General features: G+C 71.9%; 20 protein-coding genes. 6 read left to right on the top strand and 14 right to left on the bottom strand.

The features are described from left to right. Nucleotides 1-2 precede the first annotated feature (2 nt). Nucleotides 3-881 carry a hypothetical protein gene (locus ACFY1J_RS24310; protein WP_390709732.1) on the bottom strand — a complete coding sequence of 293 codons (879 nt, stop codon included), beginning with the start codon at nucleotides 879-881 and terminating at the stop codon, nucleotides 3-5. An 82-nt stretch (nucleotides 882-963) separates the two neighbouring features. Between ACFY1J_RS24310 and ACFY1J_RS24305 the strand changes: the two genes are divergently transcribed. Further along, nucleotides 964-1,566 (top strand): flavin reductase family protein, encoded by a 603-nt coding sequence (locus tag ACFY1J_RS24305; RefSeq protein WP_390709994.1) that lies wholly within the window; start codon nucleotides 964-966, stop codon nucleotides 1,564-1,566. Here the strand turns inward: ACFY1J_RS24305 and ACFY1J_RS24300 are convergent. From ACFY1J_RS24300 to ACFY1J_RS24285, 4 genes are all read right to left on the bottom strand, one after another. Continuing rightward, nucleotides 1,563-2,870, bottom strand: coding sequence for an MFS transporter (locus ACFY1J_RS24300; RefSeq protein ID WP_390709731.1), 1,308 nt, complete (start codon nucleotides 2,868-2,870; stop codon nucleotides 1,563-1,565). The two genes, ACFY1J_RS24305 and ACFY1J_RS24300, sit on opposite strands and share 4 nt — an antisense overlap. 92 nt (nucleotides 2,871-2,962) lie before the next feature. Next, nucleotides 2,963-4,012, bottom strand: coding sequence for a Zn-dependent alcohol dehydrogenase (locus ACFY1J_RS24295; RefSeq protein ID WP_390731887.1), 1,050 nt, complete (start codon nucleotides 4,010-4,012; stop codon nucleotides 2,963-2,965). Then, nucleotides 4,012-5,166: an acyl-CoA dehydrogenase family protein gene (locus tag ACFY1J_RS24290; RefSeq protein ID WP_390731886.1), complete on the bottom strand. Its 1,155-nt coding sequence runs from the start codon at nucleotides 5,164-5,166 to the stop codon at nucleotides 4,012-4,014. The genes ACFY1J_RS24295 and ACFY1J_RS24290 overlap by 1 nt, the downstream gene beginning before the upstream one ends. A 110-nt stretch (nucleotides 5,167-5,276) precedes the next feature. Continuing rightward, complete coding sequence (locus ACFY1J_RS24285) at nucleotides 5,277-6,191, bottom strand: SDR family oxidoreductase (protein WP_390709728.1); 915 nt, start codon at nucleotides 6,189-6,191, stop codon at nucleotides 5,277-5,279. An 85-nt stretch (nucleotides 6,192-6,276) separates the two neighbouring features. Here ACFY1J_RS24285 and ACFY1J_RS24280 point away from each other — a divergent pair, with 85 nt between their 5' ends. Further along, nucleotides 6,277-7,203 carry a cyclase family protein gene (locus tag ACFY1J_RS24280; RefSeq protein WP_390709727.1) on the top strand — a complete coding sequence of 309 codons (927 nt, stop codon included), beginning with the start codon at nucleotides 6,277-6,279 and terminating at the stop codon, nucleotides 7,201-7,203. Nucleotides 7,204-7,470: 267 nt separating this feature from the next. Here the strand turns inward: ACFY1J_RS24280 and ACFY1J_RS24275 are convergent, their stop codons facing one another. From ACFY1J_RS24275 to ACFY1J_RS24260, 4 genes are all read right to left on the bottom strand, one after another. Further along, nucleotides 7,471-7,932: an ATP-binding protein gene (locus ACFY1J_RS24275; protein WP_390709993.1), complete on the bottom strand. Its 462-nt coding sequence runs from the start codon at nucleotides 7,930-7,932 to the stop codon at nucleotides 7,471-7,473. Between the two features lie 18 nt (nucleotides 7,933-7,950). Beyond that, nucleotides 7,951-8,088, bottom strand: a complete 138-nt coding sequence (locus tag ACFY1J_RS24270; protein WP_363298307.1) for a hypothetical protein — start codon at nucleotides 8,086-8,088, stop codon at nucleotides 7,951-7,953. Between the two features lie 398 nt (nucleotides 8,089-8,486). Continuing rightward, entirely contained in the window at nucleotides 8,487-9,356 is an 870-nt protein-coding gene (locus ACFY1J_RS24265; protein ID WP_390709726.1) for an acyl-CoA dehydrogenase family protein, read from the bottom strand. Nucleotides 9,357-9,362: 6 nt separating this feature from the next. Next, nucleotides 9,363-10,496, bottom strand: coding sequence for an acyl-CoA dehydrogenase (locus tag ACFY1J_RS24260; protein ID WP_390732023.1), 1,134 nt, complete (start codon nucleotides 10,494-10,496; stop codon nucleotides 9,363-9,365). Between the two features lie 135 nt (nucleotides 10,497-10,631). Between ACFY1J_RS24260 and ACFY1J_RS24255 the strand changes: the two genes are divergently transcribed. Next, a complete protein-coding gene (locus ACFY1J_RS24255; protein ID WP_390709724.1) occupies nucleotides 10,632-12,149 on the top strand; it encodes an AMP-binding protein in 1,518 nt (505 codons plus the stop codon). Here ACFY1J_RS24255 and ACFY1J_RS24250 read toward each other — a convergent pair. Both ACFY1J_RS24250 and ACFY1J_RS24245 read right to left on the bottom strand, forming a co-directional pair. Further along, entirely contained in the window at nucleotides 12,128-12,637 is a 510-nt protein-coding gene (locus ACFY1J_RS24250) for an EF-hand domain-containing protein (RefSeq protein ID WP_390709723.1), read from the bottom strand. The two genes, ACFY1J_RS24255 and ACFY1J_RS24250, sit on opposite strands and share 22 nt — an antisense overlap. Nucleotides 12,638-12,786: 149 nt before the next feature. Next, nucleotides 12,787-13,161 carry an STAS domain-containing protein gene (locus tag ACFY1J_RS24245; RefSeq protein WP_390709722.1) on the bottom strand — a complete coding sequence of 125 codons (375 nt, stop codon included), beginning with the start codon at nucleotides 13,159-13,161 and terminating at the stop codon, nucleotides 12,787-12,789. Between the two features lie 322 nt (nucleotides 13,162-13,483). Between ACFY1J_RS24245 and ACFY1J_RS24240 the strand changes: the two genes are divergently transcribed. Together ACFY1J_RS24240 and ACFY1J_RS24235 are read left to right on the top strand one after the other, a co-directional pair. After that, on the top strand, nucleotides 13,484-14,056 hold the full coding sequence (locus ACFY1J_RS24240; protein WP_363298311.1) for a sigma-70 family RNA polymerase sigma factor: 573 nt from the start codon (nucleotides 13,484-13,486) through the stop codon (nucleotides 14,054-14,056). Continuing rightward, entirely contained in the window at nucleotides 14,053-15,477 is a 1,425-nt protein-coding gene (locus ACFY1J_RS24235; protein WP_390731885.1) for a maleylpyruvate isomerase N-terminal domain-containing protein, read from the top strand. The genes ACFY1J_RS24240 and ACFY1J_RS24235 overlap by 4 nt, the downstream gene beginning before the upstream one ends. A 129-nt stretch (nucleotides 15,478-15,606) precedes the next feature. On the opposite strand, the gene purU is transcribed toward ACFY1J_RS24235, so the two are convergent. Together purU and ACFY1J_RS24225 are read right to left on the bottom strand one after the other, a co-directional pair. Further along, nucleotides 15,607-16,488, bottom strand: a complete 882-nt coding sequence (gene purU, locus ACFY1J_RS24230) for a formyltetrahydrofolate deformylase (protein ID WP_390709720.1) — start codon at nucleotides 16,486-16,488, stop codon at nucleotides 15,607-15,609. 46 nt (nucleotides 16,489-16,534) lie between these two features. Continuing rightward, the gene (locus ACFY1J_RS24225; protein ID WP_390709719.1) at nucleotides 16,535-17,035 is read right to left on the bottom strand and encodes a hypothetical protein; all 501 of its coding nucleotides are present in this window, start codon (nucleotides 17,033-17,035) and stop codon (nucleotides 16,535-16,537) included. Nucleotides 17,036-17,152: 117 nt separating this feature from the next. Between ACFY1J_RS24225 and ACFY1J_RS24220 the strand changes: the two genes are divergently transcribed. Further along, nucleotides 17,153-18,469 (top strand): ABC transporter substrate-binding protein, encoded by a 1,317-nt coding sequence (locus ACFY1J_RS24220; RefSeq protein WP_390731884.1) that lies wholly within the window; start codon nucleotides 17,153-17,155, stop codon nucleotides 18,467-18,469. Between the two features lie 61 nt (nucleotides 18,470-18,530). Here the strand turns inward: ACFY1J_RS24220 and ACFY1J_RS24215 are convergent, their stop codons facing one another. Further along, complete coding sequence (locus ACFY1J_RS24215) at nucleotides 18,531-20,087, bottom strand: hypothetical protein (RefSeq protein ID WP_390731883.1); 1,557 nt, start codon at nucleotides 20,085-20,087, stop codon at nucleotides 18,531-18,533. Between the last annotated feature and the right edge of the window lie 116 nt (nucleotides 20,088-20,203).

The following is a 20,203-nucleotide window of genomic DNA, read 5'->3' as shown; positions in this document are numbered from 1 at the left end:
GGTCAGCCGGCCGACGCTCGCTCGAGGATCACCAGGTCACCCGCGTCCGGATCGCCGAAGCGCACGAACAGTTCGGGGTCGTCCTCGGTGCCGCCGATGGTCCAGCGGGTGTCCTCGCCGCAGTCGCCGTCGAGCCGTACGAGCACGCCGTCGCGCCCGGCGCGGTCCGCCTCCCAGGTGCCGAAGCTGCCGCACGTGACGTAGTCCTTGAAGCGGTAGTCGTCGCCCGTGGGCTGGGTGGCCAGCCGGATTGCCTCGGCCGGCCCGCCGGGTCCGAGCCGCAGCTCCGAGCCCTTCGGACCGCGCCAGACCCCGGTGAGCTGGGCGGTGGTGAGCTTCGGAGGCACGTACTGGGGGATCAGTCCCGTGACGGAGGCCAGGACGCCGCCGCCGAAGGTCAGCACGAGCAGCGGGACGGAGGCGAGCGCCGAGCGCCACCAAAGGCCCCACGGGCGCCAGGTGCGCCCGCGCGCCCGGGCGACGCCGAGCGCGGGCAGGACGCCCAGGGCCGTCAGGCACGTGACCGTGGTGACCGGCGGCCAGTCCCGGAGCAACGGCATCAGCGCACCCCACACGGCCGCCGGCGCCACGGGAGCCGCCAGATGCCAGAGCCGGCCGGGCCCGCCGAACCGCCGGGCTGCGAGCCGGGCGATCACCAGCGAGGGCACGGTGAGGAGGACCGCCTGGACCACGCCCACGAAGGGCAGCAGAAAGGGCGAGAAGACCAGCAGGCACAGGATCCCGAAGGCACCGCCGTATCCGGCGCCGTAGTCGTCACCGCTCGCGCCGATGATCCACGCCAACAGCGCGGCGGACGGAATCTGCGCCGCGCACAGCGGCACGGCCAGGCCGAAGTCCCGGCGTATGTCTCCCCACCCCATGTCGGCAGCCTATGTACGCCCTCCCCGCAGGCCGCCGCACCCCTTCCCATCTGACGCACCGTCAGCTTCAATGGGCGGTGTGATGGGACACGCAGGGATGGCGGCCGCCGCCGTCCGCTACCTCAGGTCGGTCGACGCCCCGCCCCCGGGGCCCGTCGAGGCGCTGCCGCGCCCGGAGCTGCGGTGTGTCGGGGAGGACGAGCGGGCGCCCGTCGACCAGGGCGAGTTCCGGCGCGTGCTGGGGCACTTCGCGACCGGAGTGACCGTGGTCACGGCCCCTGCCGCCGACGGCGAGGACGGCCCCGCAGGCTTCGCCTGCCAGTCCTTCTCCTCCCTCTCCCTCGACCCGCCGCTCGTCGCCTTCATGGTGGGCCGTACGTCGACGACCTGGCCGCGGATCGCCCGCGCGGGCGTCTTCTGCGTGAACGTCCTGGGCGCCCACCAGGGCGAGTTGTGCCGGGGCTTCGCGGTGCGGGGCGCGGACAAGTTCGCGGGCGTCGAATACGGCGCGGCACCGGTCTCCGGCTCCCCGCGCCTGGCCGGCACGCTCGCCTGGATCGACTGCACCGTCCACGCCGTGCACACCGGCGGCGACCATCTGATCGTCGTGGGCCGGGTGGACGCACTGGGCACGGCCGACGAGGACGCGGCTCCCCTGCTGTTCCACAAGGGGCGTTTCCGCTAAGCCGCGACCGCCACGGGAACCGCCGCCCGCCGCCGGATCACCAGCGCCATCAGGGCCGCCGCCGCGCACAGCGCGCCCGAGGCGTACCAGACCATGTCGTACGACCCGAAGACGTCCCGCGCCACACCGCCGAGGAAGGCGACGAGGGCCGCGCCGACCTGGTGGGAGGCGAGCACCCAGCCGAAGACGATCGCGCTGTCCTCGCCGTACTGCTCCCGGCACAGGGCCAGGGTGGGCGGGACGGTGGCGACCCAGTCGAGGCCGTAGAAGACGATGAAGAAGATCATCGGCGGGTGGACCGACGGGGCGAGGAGCATGGGCAGGAAGAGCAGGGAGATCCCGCGCAGCGCGTAGTACACGGCGAGCAGGCGGCGCGGTTCGAAGCGGTCGGTGAACCAGCCGGAGGCGATCGTGCCGGCCACGTCGAACACCCCGATGACCGCGAGCAGCGAGGCCGCCGCCGTGACCGGCATGCCGTGGTCGTGGGCCGCGGGCACGAAGTGCGTCTGGATCAGGCCGTTGGTGGAGGCCCCGCAGATCGCGAAGGTGCCGGCCAGCAGCCAGAAGGGGCCGGTGCGGACCGCGGAGAGAAGGACCGTGACGGTCCGGCGGGCGGCGCCGGTGACGGGCTCCGGCTTCGGTACGAACTCCTCGGCGCCGTACGGCTTCTGGCCCACGTCGGCCGGGTGGTCGCGCAGCAGCAGCCAGACGAACGGGACGACCGCGAGGGCGGTCAGGGAGACCGTGACGGCGGCCGGGCGCCAGTCGTACGTCTCGACCATCCAGGACAGCAGCGGCAGGAAGATCAGCTGACCGGAGGCCGAGGCCGCGGTGAGGATGCCGCTCACCAGGCCGCGGCGCACGGTGAACCAGCGGTTGGTGACCGTCGCGGCGAACGCGAGCGCCATCGAGCCGGAGCCCAGACCGACCAGCAGACCCCAGCACAGCATCAGCTGCCAGGCCGCCGTCATCCACACCGTCAGGCCCGAGCCGACCGCGATCACGGTCAGCGCGACGGCGACCACCCGGCGGATGCCGAATCGGTCCATCAGCGCGGCGGCGAAGGGCGCGGTGAGCCCGTACAGCGCGAGATTGACGGAGACCGCGGCGCCGATCGTGCCGCGCGACCAGCCGAACTCCTGGTGCAGCGGGTCGATGAGCAGACCGGGCAGGGAGCGGAAGGCGGCCGCGCCGGTGATCGTGACGAAGGTGACGGCGGCGACGAACCACGCCCGGTGGATGCGGGGCGATCGGCTGGACTTCGGTTCCTGTGCGGCTGCGATGGCCTCGGTTGTCTGGGTCACGCCATAAAGGGTCCGTTCTGGGCGCCCCGCGATCGAGTGGCCCGAGGGACAGCATTCATTAGGATCGGGCCACGCGGGTCGGAAATCATCTGTCAGAAGGTGAGCACCCCCCGCGCCACCCTCCCCGCCTCCGCGTCCGCCCGCGCCTTCTCGAAGTCCTCGACCGGGTACGTCTCCGTCACCAGCTCGTCCAGCAGCAGCCGCCCCTGCCGGTACAGCTCGGCGTACAGGGCGATGTCGCGCTGGGGGCGGGAGGAGCCGTAGCGGCAGCCCAGGATGGACTTGTCCAGGTACATGGAGGAGACCAGGAAGGACGCCTCCGCGGACGCCGGCGGGACGCCCAGCAGGACCGCCTGGCCGTGCCGGTCGAGGAGGTCGACGGCCTGGCGGATCAGCTCGGTCCGGCCCACGCACTCGAAGGCGTGGTCGGCGCCGGTGGGCAGGATGTCCCGCACGCCCTCCGTCGAGGTCAGGAAGTCCGTGGCACCGAACTGCCGGGCCACCGGTTCCTTCGCCGGGTTGGCGTCCACCGCCACGATCCGCGGCGCGCCCGCGATCCGCGCGCCCTGGATGACGTTCAGGCCGATCCCGCCGGTCCCGATGACCAGGACGGTGTCCCCGAGGCCCACCCGGGCCCGGTTGAGCACGGCCCCCACGCCGGTCAGCACACCGCAGCCCATCAGCGCGGCGGACGGCATCGGGATGTCCTCGGGTATCCGCACCGCCTGCACGGCCTTCACGACCGTACGTTCCGCGAAGGCGGAGTTGGAGGCGAACTGATGGACCGGCTGCCCGCCCCTGCGGAAGGGCTTGCCCGGGCGGCCGATCGCCTTCCGGCACATGGTCGGGCGCCCCCGGTCGCAGTCCGCGCACGTACCGCAGTTCGCGAGGGTGGAAAGCGCCACGTGGTCCCCCGGCGACACATGACGGACGCCCTCACCGACCGCCTCCACCACCCCGGCGCCCTCGTGCCCCAGCACCACGGGAACGGGGAAGGGTATGGTCCCGTCCACCACGGACAGGTCGCTGTGACAGAGCCCGGCCGCCGAGATGGAGACCAGCACCTCACCGGGCCCGGGATCCCGTACCTCCAGGTCGTCGACGACCTGGACCTGCCCGCCGTCGAACATCACACCGCGCATCACACGACCCCCTTGGGTTCTCTCGGCAGACCGAGCACGCGCTCGGCGATGATCGTGCGCTGTACCTGGTCCGAGCCGCCGTAGATGGTGTCGGCCCGGGAGAACAGGAACAGGTGCTGCGCCGCGTCGAGTTCGTACGGCGCCGAGGGCGACCAGTCCACGGGCCCCACGCCCGCCGCCGCGCCGCGCACCCGCACCGCCAGCTCCCCGAGCCGCTGGTGCCAGCCCGCCCACAGCAGCTTGGCCACGCTGGGCGCGCCGGGGTCGCCCGAACCGCCCAGGGTGCGCAGGGCGTTCCAGCGCATGGCGCGCAGCTCGGCCCACTGGCGCACGAGCCGGTCGCGGACGACCGGGTCGGCGGCGGCACCGGTCTCGACGGCCGTGCGCAGGACACGCTCCAGTTCCTGGGCGAACCCGATCTGCTGGGCGAGGGTGGACACGCCCCGCTCGAAACCGAGCAGGCTCATGGCGACCTGCCAGCCCTCGCCCTCGCCACCCACGACGTGCTCCACGTGCGCGCGTGCGCCGTCGAAGAAGACCTCGTTGAAGTCGCTGGTGCCGGTCATCTGGCGGATGGGCCGCACCTCGATACGGCCCGGCTGGTCCATCGGCACCAGCAGGAAGCTCAGCCCGTGGTGCCGGCGCGAGTCCGGGTCGGTGCGCGCGAGCACGAAGCACCAGTCGGCCTCATGGGCGAGCGAGGTCCAGATCTTCTGACCGCTGATCCGGTAGTACGGCTCCTGCGGTTCGCGTACGGCGGTGGTGCGCACCCCGGCCAGGTCCGAACCGGCACCGGGTTCGCTGTAGCCCTGGCACCACAGTTCCGCACCGGCGGCGATCGGCGGCAGGAACCGGGACTTCTGGGCGTCGCTGCCGTGGGCGATGAGCGTGGGCGCGAGCAGGTTCTCCCCGATGTGCCCGGACCGCGGCGGCGCGGCGGACCGCGCATACTCCTCGGCCCAGACGACCTGCTGGGTGAGGCCGACGGTCCGATTGCCGTAGCCGTCCTCGGGCCAGCCGAGCCCGATCCAGCCGGCTCCGCCGAGGGTGCGTTCCCAGGCGCGGCGGTCCGGGGCGCGGTCGGCATGGGCGGCCAGCCAGGCACGGGCCTCTGTGCGGAACGCATCGTCCTCTTCGGTGAATCCGAAGTCCATGGGGCCTCCCCTTGTCATCACCGGCCAACAACCGCGCCCCTCAGGGGCGCGGGGAACTGCGCGACAAGCCGCAAACAACCCGCAGCCGCCAACCCACAAAAGCTCCCGAGCTATTGGGCGTTGGGTCGAGACCCATCCCGCGCAGCCCTCTCCATCGCCTCCAGCTGGGCCAGCATCGGCATGGGATCCACCCCGACCGACCCAGGCAGAAAGTCGGCAATCCGCTCCGGCGTCCACGCACCCTCGCAGTAAGCCGAACGCAGCTCCCTCGGCTGAGCCCACACCGCGATCTTGGGCCCGGCAACGGTGTACACCTGCCCGGTCACCCCCGCCTCACGGGCCCGGTCGGACAGCAGATAGACCACCAGCGCGGCCACGTCCTCGGGCTCGCCGATCTCCTTCAGCTCCATGGGAACCCCCGCCGACATCCGCGTACGAGCCACCGGAGCCACCGCGTTCGCGCTCACCCCGTACTTGTTCAGGCCCAGCGCAGCGCTCCGCACCAGCGAGATGATCCCGCCCTTCGCCGCGCTGTAGTTGGCCTGCGACACCGAGCCCTGGTGGTTGCCGCTGGTGAAGCCGATGAGCGTGCCGGACCGCTGCTTGCGCATGACCGCCGAGGCCGCGCGGAACACCGTGAAGGTGCCCTTGAGGTGGGTGGCGACGACCGGGTCCCACTCCTCCTCGGTCATGTTGAACAGCATCCGCTCGCGCAGGATCCCAGCCACGCAGACGGCTCCGTCGAGGCGGCCGTACGCCTCCAGAGCCGTGTCGACGACGCGCCGGCCGCCCGCCATCGTGGAGATGTCGTCGGCCACCGCGACCGCGCTGCCGCCCGCCGCCTCGATCTCCTTGACCACCGCCTCGGCGACCTCGCTGGTCGGTGCGGTGCCGTCGGTGGACACGCCGTAGTCGTTGACGACGACCCGGGCGCCCTCGGCCGCCGCGGCGAGGGCGACCGCCCGGCCGATGCCCCGTCCGGCGCCCGTCACGGCGACGACCTTGCCTGCCAAGAAGTTCCCCACGCCCGGCCCCTTCCCGCGGTTTCTGACGGACCGTTAGATTTTATGGCGCGTCGGACCGTGAAGGACAAGCCCCGGGGAGGCCCCGATGTCACTGCCGGACGAGTTCCACGACATCGCCAAGCGTGTGAACAACTGGGGACGTTGGGGGGCGGACGACGAGATCGGCACCCTGAACCTGATCACCGACGAGGTGGTGCGCGAGGCGGCGGCGACGGTCCGCACCGGCCGCCGTGTGCCGCTCGCGCTGGCGCTGCGTGAGGACGGTGTGCAGACCGGGATGATCCCGGGGCGGGTCAATCCGCTGCACGCGATGGTGCAGATCAACCAGGAGATCTTCGGGCCGGGGACGGTGGCGTGCAGCGACGACGCGGTGACGATGGGGCTGCAGGCGGCGACCCACTGGGACGCGCTGACCCATGTCTCGCACTCCGGGAAGCTCTACAACGGCCGTCCCGCGCACACCGTCACCGCGCACGGCGGCGCCGAGTTCGGCGGGATCGACAAGGCGCGGCACATCGTCTCGCGCGGAGTGCTGCTCGACGTGGCACGCGCGCGTGGCGTGGACCGGCTCGACGGCGGGCACGCGGTCACCCCGGAGGATCTGGAGGCGGCCGAGGAGTTCGCCGGTACGCGAGTGCGGGCCGGCGACATCGTGCTGGTGCGGACCGGACAGGTCCAGGTGTATCTCGCCGGGGACAAGCACGGGTACGGCTATCCGTCGCCGGGTCTTTCGGTGCGTACCCCGGAGTGGTTCCACGCGCGCGATGTCGCGGCCGTCGCGAACGACACGCTCACCTTCGAGATATTTCCGCCCGAGATCGAGAATCTGTGGCTGCCCGTGCACGCCCTGGATCTGGTGGAGATGGGGATGCTCCAGGGCCAGAACTGGAATCTCGAAGAGTTGTCCACAGCCTGTGGAGAAGCAGGGCGGTACGCGTTCCTGCTGTCGGCGATGCCCGAGCCGTTCGTAGGGGCGACGGGAACTCCGGTGGCGCCGGTGGCGGTTCTCTGAGCCGCCCTCCGTGCCGTTCCGTGCGGCCCGCGGCTGCTCCGGCTGGCGGCGCGGGCGCCGTCTCACGCGCCGCCATCCGGTTCGACCCACACTCGACGAGGGCTTCCGTCACCAAGGCCCTCGCCGTCCCCTCGCGGCGAATCGCTGAGCACAAGCGTGATCAAACGGTCACGAGGCGTCAACACCGGTACGGCGATTTATTACTTAACATCCTGTTTGGAACCGACGCGCACGGATGCACACCCGGCGCATCACCGTGCACCGGAACTACACGGCTTCGAAGGCCAGCCCCTCGAACTCGGCGGCCCCGCCCCCGTACGCCGCCGTGCTCTCCCCGCGCTCGGCACAGCGGTCCAGTTCGCACCAGATGCGCTTGCCGGCGCCGTCGGGGCTCCAGCCCCAGCGGTCGGCGAGGCCGTCGACGAGCGCCAGTCCGCGCCCCCCGGTCGCGTTCCCGTCCACACACCGCGGCACCGGGGCGCGGTTGCTGGTGTCGGCCACCTCCAGGCGCACCGTCGCCGACTCGACCTCCACCGGGGGCAGCGACAGCCGCAGCACGGCCGGACAGCCGGTGTGCACCACGGCGTTGGTGACGAGCTCGGAGACGAGCAGGATCAGGATCTCGGCCAGCGGCTCGTCCGCCGCTATCCCGGACCCGGCGAGCCGCGAGCGGGCCCACCTCCTGGCCCGTCCCACCTCCGCGGGGTCGGGCCGGATCTCCAGCTGCACTTGAAGCACCTGCACCGCTCACACCATCCGAACCGGCGGACACATGACCCCACGCCACGCGAACGCCACGACGAGGGTCGCGACGAGCACCACGACGAGGGCCACGATCGTAGCCATTTTCTGCATGGCCAGGACAACGGCCAGAGCAAGGGTCACGGAACGTGATTCCCTTACGAGACAGCATGGTTGACGTACAGTCACCCCAACAAGCGCTTCGGGCATATTCCAGCGCGAAGGAGTACGCGTGCGGCATACTGTGCGACGCTCGTTCAGGGGAGTCGAACAGGCGGGGGCGCAAGCCCTTACCGCCCTGCTGGCGGCGGCGCGCATCGCCGAATGCGGGGCCGCCCCAGGGGCGACACCGGCATGGCGCGTGCTCGGAACCACTCGCATCCCACAGAAGGTACCGGAGCAGACGGCCGACTCCAGGCCGTGACGAGTCACGCGTTGGACACAACCCGGTATCAACGCTCCGTAGTTCCGGTATGCCACGATCCGCGACATCCGCCACACCCGCCACACGATTGCCGCAGCCCAGAGGTGGTTCGGGCATCTCAGCGCAGCAGATCCAGGGCGAGCAGCTCCTCACTCTCCGTAGTTCGGCCACCACGCTGTGACCGCACCCAGGCCCGCTTCAGATGCAGATGCACCTCGGCCTCCCAGGTGAAGCCCATGCCGCCGTGCACCTGGAGGCAGTCACGGGCGCCACGTTCGGCGGCCTCGTCGGCGAGCAGCCGGGCCGCCGCGATGTCCACCGGGTCGGCGGTGACGGCGGCCGCGTAGACGGCCGCCCGGGCCGTCTCGGCGCGTACAAGCATCTCCGCGCACAGGTGTTTGACCGCCTGGAAGGCCCCGATCGGCTGCCCGAACTGCTCTCGCGTCCGGGCGTGGCGCACGGCCAGCTCGCACACGCGCGTGGCCGTGCCGAGTTGTTCGGCGGCGGTGAGGAGCACGGCGACGGGGTCGGTGGCGGCCGCGAGGGTATCCGGCACCCGGTGCAGCGGCGTCAGGGGGTCGACCGACCGCAGCGGCACGGCCCCTGAGGCGTCCCCGAGCACCACGTCGGCCTCCGTCAGCCACTCCACCGGGCCGCCGTCGACGGCGGTCACGACCCTCTCCCCGGTCGCCGCGCCGGCCACGGTCCCGGCCGCGAGATGCGTGGCCACCAGCGGCCCGGGCAGCAGCGCCCGCCCGGCCTCCTCGAAGGCCAACACGGTCTCGGGCAGACCGAGTCCGACCCCGCCCCGGGCCTCCGGCAGCCGCAGCGCGAAGAAGCCCGCCTCGCCCAGCTCGCGCCACAGCGCACGGTCCAGGCCCGGTTCGGCCACGGCCGCCCGCAGCGCGTCCGCGTCGAAGCGCCGGGCCAGCAGCTGCCGTACACCGTCGCGCAACGCGCGCTGGTCCTCGGTGAGTTGGAAGCGCATGGTGCGTCACCGCCCCTTCGGCAGTCCGAGGATGCGTTCGGCCACGATGTTCCGCTGGATCTGCGAGGTGCCGGCGGCGATGGTGTACGAGAGGGAGGAGAGGCGGTCGAGGACCCAGGGCCGGCCGAGGTCGAGGGACTCCGCGCCGAGTACGTCCGCCGCCGCGTCGTACAGCTCCTGGCGAGCGTGCGAGTACCTGAGCTTGAAGACGGAGCCGCCGATGCCCGGCACTCCGCTACCCGTCTCCGCCGCGCTCACGTTCCACTGCGTCAGCCGCCACAGCGCCCGGAACTCGGCGTTCAGCCGGCCCAGCCGGCGCCGGAGCACCGGATCGTCCCAGCGGCCGTTCTTGCGGGCCTCACGGGCCAGTTCGCCCAGGACCCGGCGGCAGGCGACCACCTCGCCGACGAAGGCCGTGCCGCGCTCGAAGGACAGCGTCACCATGGTCACGCGCCAGCCGTCGTTCTCGGCGCCCACCCGGTTGGCCACCGGCACCCGCACCTCGTCCAGGAACACCTCCGCGAACTCCGCCGACCCGGCGAGGGTGCGCAGCGGACGTACCGTGATGCCCGGCGCGTCCATGGGCATGGCCAGCCAGGTGATGCCCCGGTGCTTGGGCGCCGCGGGGTCGGTGCGCACCAACAGCTCGCACCAGTCGGCGACTTCCGCGTGCGAGGTCCAGATCTTGGACCCGCTCACCACGTAGTGGTCGCCGTCCCGCCACGCGCGCGTGCGCAGTGCGGCGAGATCGGAGCCGGCGTCCGGCTCGCTGAACCCCTGGCACCACACCTCGTCGCCGCGCAGCACGGGTGGCAGCCAGCGGGCCCGCTGCTCGGGCGTCCCCTCGGCGGCGATCGTCGGCCCGGCGTGCAGCAGCCCGACGAAGTTCGCCCCGACGTAGGGCGCGCCCGCCTGTTCCGTCTCCTCCAGGAAGATCAGCCGTACGGTGAGGGACGCATCCCAGTGCACCTCCGCGTACCCGGCGTCGTACAGCGTCCGCTGCCACCCGAGGTCGTACGCGCGCCGGGCCGGCCAGTCGTCGGGGGACGGCTTCGGCGGCAGGCCGGGCAGCACCTCGGCCAGCCACTGGCGCAGCCGGGCCCGGAAGTCCTCCTCCTCGGGCGTGTACGACAGGTCCATTCCGGCCCCCACTTATCTGATACTTCGTCAGATACTCCGGGCAGGCTAGCCCCGCGCCTCTGGACCGACAAGGCGCCCGGCCCTACGCTCTGCCGCACGATCTGACGTAGCGTCAGCTTGACGGAGGGTGCCGGGATGAACGTCACCGCACACGAACTGAGCACGTCCCGCACGCTCTGGGACCTGGTCGTGCGCCGCGCCGAACTCACCCCCGACCGGCCGGTGTTCCTCCAGGACGACCGGGCGCTGGCCTTCGGGGAGCTGCGCGGGCGCGCCGAACGCGTGGCGGCGGGCCTGTACGGCATGGGGGTGCGGCCCGGCACGGTCGTCGCCTGGCAGCTGCCCACCAGGATCGAGACGGCCGTGCTGTCGTTCGCGCTGGCCCGGCTGGGCGCCGTGCAGTCCCCGGTCATCCCGTTCTACCGGGACCGGGAGGTCGGCTTCGCGCTGCGGGAGTCCAGGGCGGAGTTCTTCGCCGTACCGGGCACCTGGCGGGGCTTCGACCACACGGAGATGGCGCGACGGCTCGGCGCGAAGGGGGTCTTCGAGGCGTACGACGAACTGCCCGACGGCGATCCCGGGGTGCTCCCCGCCCCGCCCGCCGAGGGCACCTCGGTCCGCTGGATCTACTGGACCTCGGGGACCACCTCCGACCCCAAGGGAGTCCTGCACACCGACCGCTCACTGATCGCGGGCGGCTCCTGCCTCGCCCACGCCCTGCATCTGTCGGCGGCGGACGTGGGCTCGATGGCGTTCCCGTACGCGCACATCGCCGGGCCCGACTACACGGTGATGCTCCTGCTCTACGGCTTCCCCGCGGTGATGTTCGAGCAGTTCGCGCTGCCCCGGGCGCTGGAGGGGTACCGCAGGCACGGGGTGACGGTGGCGGGCGGGTCGACGGCGTTCTACTCGATGTTCCTCGCCGAGCAGCGCAAACAGCCGGGCGAGAAGGTGATCCCGACACTGCGGCTGCTCGCGGGCGGCGGGGCACCGAAGCCGCCGGAGGTCTATCACTCGGTGGTCCGCGAGATGGGGGTGCAGCTCACGCACGGGTACGGCATGACGGAAGTCCCGATGATCACCATGGGGTCGCCGGACGACACGGCCGAGAACCTCGCGACGACGGAGGGGCGGCCGCCGCAGGGGATGGAGATCCGGATCGTGGACGGGGAGGTGCGGTTGCGCGGGGAGGCCGTCTGCCAGGGGTATCTGGACCCGGCGCAGACGGCGGAGGCCTTCGACGAGGAGGGCTTCCTGCGCACCGGCGACCTCGGGCAGCTGACCGGCAGCGGTCATCTGGTGCTGACGGGCCGGTCCAAGGACGTGATCATCCGCAAGGGCGAGAACATCTCCGCGAAGGAGATCGAGGACCTGCTGCACCGGCACCCGGCCGTCGGGGACGTGGCGGTGATCGGCCTGCCGGACGCCGAGCGCGGGGAGCGGGTGTGCGCGGTGATAGAGGCGGCGGCACAGCCGGCGGAGGCCGCCGGACTGACCCTGGACGCGGTGACCTCGTACCTGCGCGCGGAAGGGCTGTCGGTGCACAAGCTGCCGGAGCAGCTGGAGGTGGTGGACGCCCTTCCGCGCAACGAGACCCTGCGGAAGGTGCTCAAGTACAAGCTGCGGGAGCGCTATTCGGACAAGGTGAAGTAGCGGGCGACCGCGGGCACGATCTCCGCCTCGCCCACCCTGCCGTCGCCGTCCGTGTCGAGCGTGCCGGCGGTCGACCGGGCGATGTCGTCCTGCACCCCGAGGGCCCTGAGCACCCGCGCGGTGTTCTCCACGGTGGCCGTGCCGTCCGGGGCGGCCGCGAGGTCCAGGGCCGCGTGCAGGAAGGGGCGGGCGATCTCGGCGAACCGGTCGGGGTTGTCGTGCAGCCGCTTGACCGCGCCGTTCACGAACTCCTCGCGGGTGATGCGCTGGTCGCCGTCGCGGTCCGCGATGCCCGCCATGCCCTGCCAGAACGCCTCGGCGCCCGCGTACAGGGCCTGCCCCTTGTCGGATCTGGCCGCGGTCCCGAACTCGGCGAGCAGCGCCTTGGCCGCTCCGCTGAAGTCCTCCCGGTCGATCCAGCCGTTGCCGTCCTGGTCGAAGGTGGCGAACCGGGCGGCGATCCTTCGCTCGTACTCGCTGCTGACCATGTCTCTTCGGGCCGCCTTACGTCACGTCGGGGTACGTCTGACCGGGAGCGTACGACGCTGCGCCCCACCTGGGGACGGAAAACCTACGGTTGTGCCAAGACCGGGGGAATTCTGGGACAACAGTGTGGCAGTGGCTTGATCCTGCGGGCTCAGGCCGACAGTGGTTCCGTGTCTTCCGTCGTTGCCGATTCCAGGTCCGGGTAGACGTCGAACAGGCGGCGGACGCCCAGTGCGGCGAAGACCCGGTTGACGTGGGAGCCGTCCGCCGTGCCCAGGGCCGGGAGTATCAGCCGTAGTCTGCCGCGGCAGGAGCGGATCAGGCGGCGGGCGGCGATCAGTACGCCGACGCCGCTGGAGTCGCAGAAGAAGACCTCCGAGAGGTCGAGGACCAGGGCGTGATGGCCCTCGGCCACCACGTCGTGCACCCGCTGCCGCAGCACCGGTGATGTCACCAGGTCCAGTTCGCCCGACACCCGGAGCACGGCCCAGTCGCCCCGCTCGATGCCGGTCACCTTCAATGCCACGGCCCAGCCCTCCGCTCGCCGGATCTCATGGAACCGCCCGGAAATGGAAGCAGTTCCTACGTTTCTTTCCGCGCGGCTGCCCAGCGGCCGTTCCCTGAAACCCGGGGTAACAAACCGATGGCGATCGGCAAGGGTCTTGTTTCGGTCACTATCGATCCTGTTCGATCGGAAGAGGATTGGGCAGCAGCACAGCGACCCCTTACCACCCGCGGCCTCTCAGGGGGCGCACATTGGCACAAAGGGGCGTGCGCTCCCGAAGGTGCCGACTACATTCGAGGAGACGGTGGACACACGCTGGACGCGGACTTGGGGAGGAGGCCGGATGGCGAAGAAGGACGCACCGCCCCGCTGGGACCGCAAGATGCAGCAGCGGCTCGCCCGCGGCGAGGCGGCCGCCCTCGGCGAGCTCTACGACCGCTTCGCCTCGCTCGTGCACGGACTCGCCCACCGCGTCCTCGGCGACGAACGCGCCGCCGACGGCATCACCCGTGACGTCTTCGCGCATGTCTGGGAGCACCCGGACACCTACGACCCCAGGCAGGGCCCCCTGCGCTCCTGGGTCGCCGCGCTGACCCACCGGCTCGCCGTACAGCGGCTGCGCGCCACCGAGACCGCCGCGCTCACCCGCGGCGACACCGGCTCCACGGAGGAACTGGAGCGCAAGGTGCACCACGCCTCGGTCGCCGCCCGCGCCGACTACATCGTCCACTCCATGCCCACCCCGCTGCGCGCCGCCCTGGAACTGGCCTACTTCCAGCGCCGCGACTACCGCCAGACCGCCGTCGACCTCGGCGTCACCGAGGACGAGGCCCGCCGCCGGCTCCGCCTGGGCCTGCAGTTGCTGTCCACCGCCCACGACGCCGGCCGGCCGCGGGGATACGGGGGTGCGCTGTGAGCGGAGCGGGACGCTTCGAGGCGTACGACGAGGACGAGGGCTACGACGGCCCCTTCGACGACGACTTCGAGGACGACTCCCAGGACGAGAACGGGCACGGCACGCAGGACGACGGTCAGGGCGCCGCAAGCGGCGACGCACGGCCTTCGGAGCCGGGCGGCCCCGGCGGGAACGGCGGCGGCAACAGCGGCAACGGCGGGAACGGCGACGGCAGGAACCCCGCCCGGCCGCCCCGCATACCGATGCCCCGGATCTCCGTCGAGGACAGCGGGCTGCCGCTGCCCGAGCCCTCCGGCATCGCACCGGCCCCACTGGTGCTGCCGCACGACGTCCTGAAGTCGCTGCTCGGAGCGTGGGCGCTGGCCGCCTGCTCGGCCGCGGAGGCGGCGGCGGTCGAGGAGCACCTCGGCGAGTGCGGCACGTGCGCGGACGAGGCGCTGCGGCTGCGCGCCGCGGTCGGCCTGCTGCACCAGCCGGAGAGCCTGGACCTGGATCCGACGCTGCGCACCCGGGTCCTGGAAAGCTGCCTGGAGCGCCGGCAACCGGCCATCCCGGTGCCCGAGTGGACGACACCGTACGACGCCGAGACCGCCCGTCTGGACGCGCTGCTCCAGGACATCGGCGACGCCGAGTGGCATGCGCCGGTGCGGCTGCGGTGGTTCGAGCGCGACGTGGCGACGAGCCGCCGTACGACGGTCGCCGGGGTGATCGCGCACCTGATGTCGGTCGACGGCCTGGTCGCGGTCGCGCTGGGCCTTGAGGACCCGCTGGGCGAGGCGGAGGGAGAGACCCCGCTGACCCCGGCCGCGCGTACCGAGGCGTTCTGGACGGCCTCGCGCTTCCCGCCGACCCGCTCCGTGCGGGCGCCTTGGCGGGAGCAGAGCCACAGCATCGTACGGACCGTGTCCTTCACCGGCGGCGGTCAACTGACCGTCCCGTACGGCGACTTCGAGCTGCCGCTGCGCGACGCGATGCTCGACCGGGCCTTCGAGTGCTGGGTGCACGCGGACGACATCGCGGAGGCGGTGGACTACCCGTACGAAACGCCCTCGCCACGCCATCTGAACCAGATGGTCGACCTGGCGGCCCGTATGCTGCCGGCCGTGCTCGCGGCCAGGCGCCGCGCGGGCCTGGCCTCGCCCGGCGCGGCCCGCCATCTGGTCACCGCGGGCGCGCCCGGCCGCAGCCTGCGCCTGGAGATCGAGGGCTGCGGCGGCGGCGAGTGGCTGATCCCGCTCGACGCCCCGGGAGCGGTGGGCTCCGCCGATCACGAGGTGGCCCATGTCGCCCTGGACGGCGCCGAGTTCTGCCGCCTGGCCGCGGGCCATGTGCCTCCGGCGGAAGCGGCGGCGGGTCAGGTCGGCGACCGGGATGCGATCAGGGACGTCCTGTTCGCGGCGGCTTCGTTGAGCCGGATGTAGGGGGCGGTCGCTGCTCGACATGCGGCCGCTTCAAAGGGGCGCGGGGCTCCGTCGATATGCGGCTCCGCCGCGTGGGCGCGAACGGCCACAGACGACCCGCGGCCGCCCGCGAAGCAGACCCCCGAGCTCCTAGGCGAACACCACCGTCCGGCGCCCGTTCAGCAGAATCCGTCGCTCCGCATGCCACTTGACGGCCCGCGCCAGCGCCTGGCACTCCACGTCGCGGCCGATGGCGACCAGCTGGTCCGGAGTGACGTCGTGGCCGACGCGCTCGACCTCCTGCTCGATGATCGGGCCCTCGTCGAGGTCGGCGGTGACGTAGTGCGCCGTGGCGCCGATCAGCTTCACGCCCCGCGCATGCGCCTGGTGGTACGGCTTGGCGCCCTTGAAGCTCGGCAGGAAGGAGTGGTGGATGTTGATGATCCGGCCGCTGAGCTGCTTGCACAGGTCGTCCGAGAGGACCTGCATATAGCGGGCGAGGACGACCAGCTCGACGTTCCGCTCGCGGACGAGCTCCAGCAGCTGTGCCTCGGCCTGCGCCTTGGTGTCCTTGGTGACCGGAATGTGATGGAAGGGAATGTTGTAAGACCCCACCAGCTCGGCAAAGTCCGTGTGGTTGGAGACCACGGCCGCGATCTCCACCGGAAGCGCGCCGATACGGGCGCGGAACAGCAGGTCGTTCAGGCAGTGGCCGAACTTGCTGACCATCAGGACGATGCGCATCTTCTCGTCGGCCCGGTTGATCTGCCAGTCCATCTGGAAGGAGTCACCGATCGCCGCGAAGCTCGCCCGCAGCTTGTCCACCGTCACCGGCGGCTCCGCCGAGAAGTGGACACGCATGAAGAACAGTCCCGTGTCGTGGTCGCCGAACTGCTGGCTGTCCTCGATGTTGCAGCCGGTCATGAACAGATAGCTCGACACGGCGTGCACGATGCCCTGCTTGTCCGGGCAGGAGAGGGTGAGGACGTACTGGTCGGCGGTGGCCGCGGCTCGGCCGGACTGCTCACTCATGCAGCACAGGGTCCCATACCGGCCCCGCCCCGCGGATCGCAGTCCGCTACGCGGACCGCGTCATTATCCGCAGTACCTCAAGGCTCCGCGGCGGCGCGTCCGGGTCCTCCCCGTCGCTCGCCGACATCCGGACGTGCGCGTCCCGTGCCGCCCGCACCGCCTCCGGCCACGCGTGGTGCTCGACGTAGGCCTGGACCGGCGCGTCGGGCCCGACCTGGTGCATGATCCGCAGCACCCGCAGCACGGCGGTGTCGACGAGCGCCGCCTCCTGCGAGTCCCGGAAGATCGTGCCGACGTACTTCTCGGCGGACCAGCTGTCCAGCCAGGTGTCCTCCACCAGCCGGTACACGGCGTCGGTCACGTCGCCGTATCCGTCCACGCCGGCCAGCCAGACCTCGCGCTGGAAGACCGGATCGGAGAGCATGTGCAGCGCGGAGCGCACATTGCTGCGCCAGCGCCACCACGGCATGTCGTTGAGTGGCATGCCGCCCATGGTGGATGAGCGACGGCCGCGACGGGAAGAGTTCTCCGAACCTTGCACGGTCACCGATCGTACGTTCTTCGTCCCAGGCGTCCCATCGGCCCCCGTAATTCACCTGGATGTCACCCTTCGTTGACCAAGGGTCACTCCCGGGTTAGCGATGTGACGGAATCGTGCGTGTCCATGACCGGCAGGCGATACTCGCGCAGCACCTTCTTCCCCATCTTCACCCGCCCCGTCAAAAGAGCCACCGCACTCTCCGCGGGCGCTCTGGCGGCGTGTGCCGCGCTGACCGCCGGATGCGGGGTCATCCCCGGTGCCACGGGGAGCTCCGGGGACGACCCGATCAAGGTCATGACCTGGGCACCCGAGAACACCAACGCCACCAACAAGCCGGGCATGCCCGCCATGGCCGCGGCGTACGCCCGCTGGATCAACGCCCACGGCGGCATCAACGGCCGCAAGCTCAAGGTCCTGTACTGCAACGACCACAACGACAGCGTCGAAGCCGCGAAGTGCGCCCAGCGCGCGGTCGACGAGAACGTGGTGGCGGTCGTCGGCTCCTACAGCCAGTTCGGCGACACCTACCTGGCCCCGCTGGAGAGCGCGGGCATCCCGTACATCGGCGGGTACGGCGTGACGAACGACGAGTTCACCAGCGTCACGTCCTACCCCGTCAACGGCGGCCAGCCGACGCTCCTGGCCGGCCTCGGCAAGGCGCTCGCCGCGAACTGCGGCCCCGTGACGCTGGTCCGGCCCGACAGCATCGCGGGCGACGAGCTGCCCCCGCTGCTCGACTCGGGCCTGAAGTCGGGCGGGCACACGCCGGCGGACGACCTGCTCGCGCCCGAGGACTCCACCGAGTACGGCATACCGTCGGAGCGGGCCCTGCAGGCCTCGACCAAGGACCCGGTGAAGAAGGGGTGCGTGGTCCCCGCGCTCGGGGAGCGCACGGACACCTTCATGGACTCCTTCCGGCGTGCCCGCGAGGACTTCCCGTCGGTGAAGACCGCGACCGTCCTCGGCAGCGTCGACCAGACGGTGATCAACTCGACGGGCGGGGCGAACAGCCCGTACGAGGGGTCCTACATCACCGGCTGGTACCCGGTGACCTCCGACGCCCGCTGGAACAGGATGAAGAAGGTGATCAACGAGGAGGCCTTCGGCGACAACCGCATCGACCCCGCGGACGCCGGAGTGCAGACCACGTGGATCGCGTACACCGTCCTGAAGGCCGTCCTGGAGCGGATCGGCACCGGTGAGGTGAGCGCGGACACCGTGCGCCGGACCCTCGACGACGGCCTCAAGGTCACCACGGGCGGCCTCACCCCGACGCTCCAGTGGCAGCGCTACACGGGCAAGCTCGCCGGCGTCGGCTTCGCCCGCCTGGTCAACGCCCATGTGACCCTCCAGGTCGTACGGGAGGGCCGGCTGGTGTCGGCCAAGAACGGCGGGGTCGTCGACGTGACGACGACGCTGGAGAACGCGGACCTCGGCTAGGGCACGGCCAGGGCCTGCCGACGGGGGTCCCGGGGCCGTACGGCCCCGGGACCCTGCACGCTCAGAGCTGGGTCGGCTGGCGCTGGGTGAGGCCGTACTTCCTGGCGATCGCGTTCCACAGCTGCGCCGCCGTGACCTTCTGGCTGCTGGCGGTGCCGCTCTCGCGGTTGCCCGCCTGGGTCTGGCCGGTGCTGCGGGCCTGGCCGTGCTTGCAGCCGTGCCTGCCGGAGATCTGGTCGGCCCAGGCCGCGTAGTGGTTGTCGGCCGCCGCGGACGCCTGCCAGGCCTTGTTGAGGGCGGCGGTCAGCGCGGCGTTGTTCGGCAGCTTGTCGACGGACAGCTTCGACAGCCGGGTGACCAGCTCGTTGCGCTGCTTGGCCGCGTCCCGCAGGTCCGAGGCGGCCGTGTCCAGGTTGTTGCAGGCCTTCACATTGGCCACGGCCCTGATCACCGACGCCCGGCTGCTGCCGCTGTCGGCGAGCAGCTTGTCCAGCGCGACGGCCTGCTGCTGGGCCGGGTCGGCGGCCGCTGGGGAGGACTCGCCGGTCACGGGGGCCGAGGCGGCCACGTTCTTGTTGGCGTTGCTCTGGTCGCCGCCGCCACCGCCGCTGAGCATCGCGCCCGCGCCGACGCCGAGGACGGCGAGGCCGACACCGATGGCCGCGATGAGCGGCACCTTCGAGCCGCTACGGCCGCCGCGGCCGCCGTCGTCGTCATGGTCCGCGTAGTCCCCGCGCCGCCCGCCACCGAGTCCCGGCGAGGCGTACGAGGGCTGCCCGGGGTAGCCGCCCGGGGCGTCCTGGACGCGCGGCAGCTGCTGCGTGGCTCCGGCCGGGGCGCCGCCCCCGGGCCCGCTGCGGAAGAGGTTGTCGAAGTCGGACGGCGGCTGCCGGTCCCCGCCGCCGTACGGATCGGTCACCGGCGCGATGTACTGCGTGGCCTGGGCATCGGAGTGGGCGGCGGGCTGTGTCGCGCGCCCCAGGAACCGCGTCTCCTCGGAGGTGGCCTCGGGCGGCATCGCACCCGCTGCCACCGGGGGTATGTACTGGGTCGCTCCCTCGTCCACGGGAGCGGGACCGGCCGCCGGGACCGGCGGTATGTACTGGGTGGCCCCCTCGTCCACGGGAGCGGCGGCCGGCAGGTAGGCGCCCTGCCCGGCGTACGGGTCGGGCACGGCCGGCGGCAGGGGCTGCGCGGCCTGGCCGTTCTGCGCGTACGGCTGCTGGTGCTGCTCGGAGCCGTAGGGCTGCGGCGAGCCGTAGCCCGCGTCCTGGCCGCCGCCGTACGTCGTGTGCGCGCTCTCCGGGGGCAGCGGACCGGCGCCGGGCGTGGCCGGGGCGCCCTGCGGGTTCCACGGGGCGGGCCGCTCCGGGGTGCCCCACTCCTGGGCCGCCGCGGGGGGCCAGCCCTCGCCGGGCTGGGGGGCCTGCTGCGGGTCGGGGCCCCAGGGCTGACCCCAGGCCTGGCCGCCGGTCGGGGCCGCGGCCGGGGGCCGGCCGGCCGGGGCTGCCGGACGCGGGGCGGGTCCGGCCGCCATTCCCGGCAGCACGGGATCGCCGCCGTCGGAGGGCAGCACGATGCCTTCGCGCGCGGGCTCGCCCTGTCCACTCTGCGTCACCGGGACTCCTACGAATGGGGGACTTTCGGAATCGTCGGGTCACGCTACCGGGTCCCCCGAGCCGGGTGCCACGCAGCTCAATGCGCGATCTTGCTCCCTGTGACAGCAGTAACAAA

The sequence above is a fragment of the Streptomyces sp. NPDC001406 genome, from assembly GCF_042895285.1.
Lineage (GTDB): Bacteria > Actinomycetota > Actinomycetes > Streptomycetales > Streptomycetaceae > Streptomyces.
This window is presented reverse-complemented; position numbering and strand designations above follow the sequence as displayed.

Bases quoted from the DNA above. Each gene is read 5' to 3' on its own strand.
- purU (WP_390709720.1), bottom strand. From the start codon at position 16,488: ATGAGTGAGCAGTCCGGCCGAGCCGCGGCCACCGCCGACCAGTACGTC.
- ACFY1J_RS24240 (WP_363298311.1), top strand. From the start codon at position 13,484: ATGGCGAAGAAGGACGCACCGCCCCGCTGGGACCGCAAGATGCAGCAG.
- ACFY1J_RS24280 (WP_390709727.1), top strand. From the start codon at position 6,277: ATGTCACTGCCGGACGAGTTCCACGACATCGCCAAGCGTGTGAACAAC.
- ACFY1J_RS24265 (WP_390709726.1), bottom strand. From the start codon at position 9,356: ATGCGCTTCCAACTCACCGAGGACCAGCGCGCGTTGCGCGACGGTGTA.
- ACFY1J_RS24220 (WP_390731884.1), top strand. From the start codon at position 17,153: ATGACCGGCAGGCGATACTCGCGCAGCACCTTCTTCCCCATCTTCACC.
- ACFY1J_RS24260 (WP_390732023.1), bottom strand. From the start codon at position 10,496: ATGGACCTGTCGTACACGCCCGAGGAGGAGGACTTCCGGGCCCGGCTG.
- ACFY1J_RS24305 (WP_390709994.1), top strand. From the start codon at position 964: ATGGGACACGCAGGGATGGCGGCCGCCGCCGTCCGCTACCTCAGGTCG.
- ACFY1J_RS24290 (WP_390731886.1), bottom strand. From the start codon at position 5,166: ATGGACTTCGGATTCACCGAAGAGGACGATGCGTTCCGCACAGAGGCC.
- ACFY1J_RS24250 (WP_390709723.1), bottom strand. From the start codon at position 12,637: ATGGTCAGCAGCGAGTACGAGCGAAGGATCGCCGCCCGGTTCGCCACC.
- ACFY1J_RS24255 (WP_390709724.1), top strand. From the start codon at position 10,632: ATGAACGTCACCGCACACGAACTGAGCACGTCCCGCACGCTCTGGGAC.
- ACFY1J_RS24310 (WP_390709732.1), bottom strand. From the start codon at position 881: ATGGGGTGGGGAGACATACGCCGGGACTTCGGCCTGGCCGTGCCGCTG.
- ACFY1J_RS24295 (WP_390731887.1), bottom strand. From the start codon at position 4,012: ATGCGCGGTGTGATGTTCGACGGCGGGCAGGTCCAGGTCGTCGACGAC.